Source organism: Mesorhizobium sp. M8A.F.Ca.ET.021.01.1.1 (assembly GCF_003998025.1).
Taxonomy (GTDB): domain Bacteria; phylum Pseudomonadota; class Alphaproteobacteria; order Rhizobiales; family Rhizobiaceae; genus Mesorhizobium.
This window is the reverse complement of sequence record NZ_RZSJ01000688.1, coordinates 1-3,020: the sequence shown is the minus strand read 5'-3', so window position 1 is coordinate 3,020 and position 3,020 is coordinate 1. Positions and strand designations below refer to the sequence as shown.

The 3,020-nt window shown below is 63.8% G+C and carries 3 protein-coding genes and 1 pseudogene; 1 reads left to right on the top strand and 3 read right to left on the bottom strand.

Annotated elements, in window-relative coordinates; translation table 11 throughout:
• Positions 1-191: pseudogene (locus tag EOA36_RS32235) on the top strand (integrase); the annotation flags it as partial.
• 206 nt (positions 192-397) lie between these two features.
• Here the strand turns inward: EOA36_RS32235 and EOA36_RS32230 are convergent.
• From EOA36_RS32230 to EOA36_RS32220, 3 genes are all read right to left on the bottom strand, one after another.
• Entirely contained in the window at positions 398-1,366 is a 969-nt protein-coding gene (locus EOA36_RS32230) for a substrate-binding domain-containing protein (protein WP_127280873.1), read from the bottom strand.
• On the bottom strand, positions 1,363-2,676 hold the full coding sequence (locus EOA36_RS32225; protein WP_127280872.1) for an ABC transporter permease: 1,314 nt from the start codon (positions 2,674-2,676) through the stop codon (positions 1,363-1,365). The genes EOA36_RS32230 and EOA36_RS32225 overlap by 4 nt, the downstream gene beginning before the upstream one ends.
• The coding region (locus EOA36_RS32220) for an ATP-binding cassette domain-containing protein (RefSeq protein ID WP_145969422.1) at positions 2,673-3,020 on the bottom strand (348 nt) is incomplete at its 5' end. The genes EOA36_RS32225 and EOA36_RS32220, both read right to left, overlap by 4 nt.

Genomic DNA, 3,020 nt, shown 5'->3' with positions numbered 1-3,020 from the left:
GGAATGGCGGCTTCGTCTATGTCTCGCAATCACTGGCCGGCGAAGCCGTCGCGGCCACCGAAGCCGAGGACGGCCAATGGGCACTTACCTTCCATGATTATCCGCTTGGCATCATCGACACCAGACGCATGAAGCTCGTCCGCCGCAGCGCCGCGCCAACCAAACCGCTTGGCGCTGCGGCGGATGCATAGGGGGAGAACTGTTACCTATGTATCCGGTTCAATCTGTTACCCATCTATCGGCTGGACAGCTGTCATCGACGGCTTCGCTAGTCGCCGGCGTTGCAGAAGGGCGCCGGCTTCACCACAGCTCCCTTCTCCCCGTCACTATACGGGGAGAAGGTGCCGGCAGGCGGATGAGGGGCTGCGCCAACCGAGGCCCCTCAAGCTCCACTATCTCACAGGCCGTTGTCTTTCAGCACCTGCGCTGCGTTTTCCTTGGTGATCTTCTGCGTCGGCAAGGTGATGGTCTTCTCGACCTTCTCGCCGTTCAGGAACTTGATCGCCTGGCGCAGGCCTTCCGCACCTGGGGTGACATAGGTGAAGGTCGCCGTCAGCTCGCCCTTGTTCACCATCTGCACGCCTTCGTTGGGCAGGCCGTCGATGCCGATGAACTTGATGTCCTTCTCGCGGCCGACATCCTTGGCGGCGAGATAGGCGCCGTAGGCCATCGGGTCGTTATGGCCGTAGACGAGATCGATCTTCTCGTTGGTCTTCAGCGCGTTGGCCATCAAATTGTAGGCCTGGTCCTGTTTCCAGTCGCCCGACTGCTGGTCGAGCAGGTATTTGATGCCCGGCTCCTTGTCTGTGAATTCATGGAAACCATCATGGCGGTCATGCGCCGGCTGGGTGCCCATGCCGCCCCAGATCTCGACGACATTGCCTGCCGCCTTGCCCTTGCCGCCGAGCAGTTCGACGGCATATTCGCCGGCCGCGCGGCCGATCAGCTTGTTGTTGCCGCCGACGAACTGGGTGAAGTCCTTGGTGTCGACGTTGCGGTCGAGCACGAAGACCGGGATCTTGGCGTCGATCGCCTGCTGCACGACGCCGGTCAGGCCGGCCGATTCCTTCGGCGACACCAGGAGCGCGTCGACTTCCTGGCGGATCAGGTTCTCGACGTCGGCGACCTGCTTCTCGGTCTTGTCCTCGCCGTCGGTGATGATCAGCTCGACATCGGGATGCTTGGCGGCCTCGGCGATGATGTCCTTGTTGAACTGGGCGCGCCAGGGCTCGATGGTGGTCACCTGCGAGAAGCCGATCTTCCACTTCTTGTCCTGGGCGAAGGCATGTCCGGTGGAGAGCAGTGCCGTGGTGGTCAGCAATGCCGCGCCGAATGCGGCAAGCTTCAGCATGTCACGTCGGTTCATTTCTTGTTTCCTCCGAGATTGAGAGACGGTGTCTCTTGCGACGGCCGTTTTGCGGCGGCCGTTTCCTTGTGCGCCGCTCCGGGCAGGCGCAGATAGGCCAGCAGATCGCCGGCATTGCGCTCCTGCACGAGCACGGTGCCGATGATGATCATCCCCTTCAGCACCAGCTGAAGGTTCGAATTGATGTTGTGGAGCTGCAATATGTTGGACAGCAGCCCGAAGATCAGCACGCCGCAGAAGGTGCCTATCAGGCTGCCGCGCCCGCCCATCAGGCTGGTGCCGCCGATGACCACGGCGGCGATGGCGTCGAGCTCCAGCCCGGCGCCGGCGTCCGGCTTGCCTTGCCGGTACTGCGCTACGTAGAGCACGGCGGCGATGCCGGCGAGCAGTCCTGATATGGCATAAGTGGCGATCTTGACGCGGCCGGCGGCGATGCCGGAAAGCCTGGCCGCCTCCTCATTGCCGCCGATGGCATAGACATAGCGGCCGAACGGCGTGAAGCGCAGCACCGCGCCGTAGATGACGATGGCGCCGAGGAAGAACAGGCCGGGCATCGGGATGACGCCGAACACCAGCGAGCGCAGCAGCTCGAAATCGGCGGTGGCGTTGGAGCCGGTATAGACCGGCAACACGGCATTGTTCTGGCCGGCGGTGAGCCGGGCGATTCCGAGCGCCGTCACCATCATCGCCAGCGTGACGATGAAAGGCTGCAGCCGTCCGCCGACGATGATGAAACCGTTGATGGCGCCGAACAGCAGACCAACGCAAGGCGCCACCAGAAGCACGCCGAGAACGCCGAATTTGGGCTCGATCTGCGGCAGCAGGTACCAGAGCGAAAGGCAGCACAGGACGATGCCGACGATTGCCGGCGTGACCAGCCCACGAACGGTGTCCAGCCTCACGTCGCGGGCCACGGCATCAACGCCGGCGCGGGACTTTTCCACGTTGAGGAAGATGAAGCGCGTGACCACGAAGCCGAGACACAGCGCAACCAGGGCAACCGTCGGCACGCCCAGCACGACGCCCGGCGTCACGCCCGGAACCGTCAGCAGCATGGCGCACACCACCGAGCAGATGGCCATCAGCGAGCCGACGGAAAGGTCGATGCCGCCGGTGATGATCACCGCCGTCATGCCGGTGGCGATCAGCCCGGTGGTCGACACCTGGCGCAGCACGTCAAGGAGATTGCCGTAGGACAGAAAGATGTTGTTGCCCTTGGAACTCACTGGCGAGCCCAGCACGCCGATCAGGAAGATGGCGATCAGGCCCCAGTAGAGCTTGGTGCGGGACAGGAGTTTCAGTGCGGTCATGCGGCGGGTCTCGATAGGGTCCGGCGCGGTGCCGCGAGGCGCATGATGGCCTCCTCGCTCGCCGCTTCGCGGGAAAGGATGCCTGTCTGGCGGCCGTCGGCCATCACCAGGATGCGGTCGGAAAGATGCAGCAATTCCGGCAGCTCGGAACTGATGACGGCGATGGCCAGGCCATCGCCCGCCAGCCGGAAGATGAGGTCGTAGATCTCGCGCTTGGCGCCGACATCGATGCCGCGCGTCGGCTCGTCGAGCAACAGCACCCTCGGCCTGGTCGCCAGCCACTTGCCGATGACGACCTTCTGCTGGTTGCCGCCCGACAGCGTGCCGGCGGGCTGGTCGATATC

Bases quoted from the DNA above. Each gene is read 5' to 3' on its own strand.
- EOA36_RS32230 (WP_127280873.1), bottom strand. From the start codon at position 1,366: ATGAACCGACGTGACATGCTGAAGCTTGCCGCATTCGGCGCGGCATTG.
- EOA36_RS32225 (WP_127280872.1), bottom strand. From the start codon at position 2,676: ATGACCGCACTGAAACTCCTGTCCCGCACCAAGCTCTACTGGGGCCTG.